We start from the raw sequence: 1,037 nt of genomic DNA on the forward strand, positions 1-1,037 counted from the left end.
AGGAGAAGAGCATGAGTTCTGCCAAGAAGATCGGGCTATTTGCCTGTACCGGTGTTGTTGCCGGTAATATGATGGGGAGCGGTATTGCATTATTACCTGCGAACCTAGCAAGTATCGGTGGTATTGCTATCTGGGGTTGGATTATCTCTATTATTGGTGCAATGTCGCTGGCGTATGTATATGCCCGACTGGCAACAAAAAACCCGCAACAAGGTGGCCCAATTGCTTATGCCGGAGAAATTTCCCCTGCATTTGGTTTTCAGACAGGTGTTCTTTATTACCATGCTAACTGGATTGGTAACCTGGCGATTGGTATTACCGCTGTATCTTATCTTTCCACCTTCTTCCCAGTATTAAATGATCCTGTTCCGGCGGGTATCGCCTGTATTGCTATCGTCTGGGTATTTACCTTTGTAAATATGCTCGGCGGTACCTGGGTAAGCCGTTTAACCACTATTGGTCTGGTGCTGGTTCTTATTCCTGTGGTGATGACTGCTATTGTTGGCTGGCATTGGTTTGATGCGGCAACTTATGCAGCTAACTGGAATACTGCGGATACCACTGATGGTCATGCGATCATTAAAAGTATTCTGCTCTGCCTGTGGGCCTTCGTGGGTGTTGAATCCGCAGCAGTAAGTACTGGTATGGTTAAAAACCCGAAACGTACTGTTCCGCTGGCAACCATGCTGGGTACTGGTTTAGCAGGTATTGTTTACATCGCTGCGACTCAGGTGCTTTCCGGTATGTATCCATCTTCTGTAATGGCAGCTTCCGGTGCTCCGTTTGCAATCAGTGCTTCAACCATCCTCGGTAACTGGGCTGCGCCGCTGGTTTCTGCATTCACCGCCTTTGCGTGCCTGACTTCTCTGGGCTCCTGGATGATGTTGGTAGGCCAGGCAGGTGTACGTGCCGCTAACGACGGTAACTTCCCGAAAGTTTATGGTGAAGTCGACAGCAACGGTATTCCGAAAAAAGGTCTGCTGCTGGCTGCAGTGAAAATGACTGCCCTGATGATCCTCATCACTCTGATGAACTCT

Annotated in this window: 1 protein-coding gene; it reads left to right on the plus strand. The window is 48.7% G+C overall.

Annotated features, from left to right (window positions below; translation table 11 throughout):
• Nucleotides 1-11: 11 nt before the first annotated feature.
• Nucleotides 12-1,037, plus strand: a 1,026-nt coding sequence (gene cadB, locus CXQ94_RS23605) for a cadaverine/lysine antiporter (protein WP_104092572.1), incomplete at its 3' end; no start/stop codon positions are given.

The sequence above is a fragment of the Arthrobacter sp. GMC3 genome, assembly GCF_002929305.1.
Classification (GTDB): domain Bacteria; phylum Actinomycetota; class Actinomycetes; order Actinomycetales; family Micrococcaceae; genus Specibacter.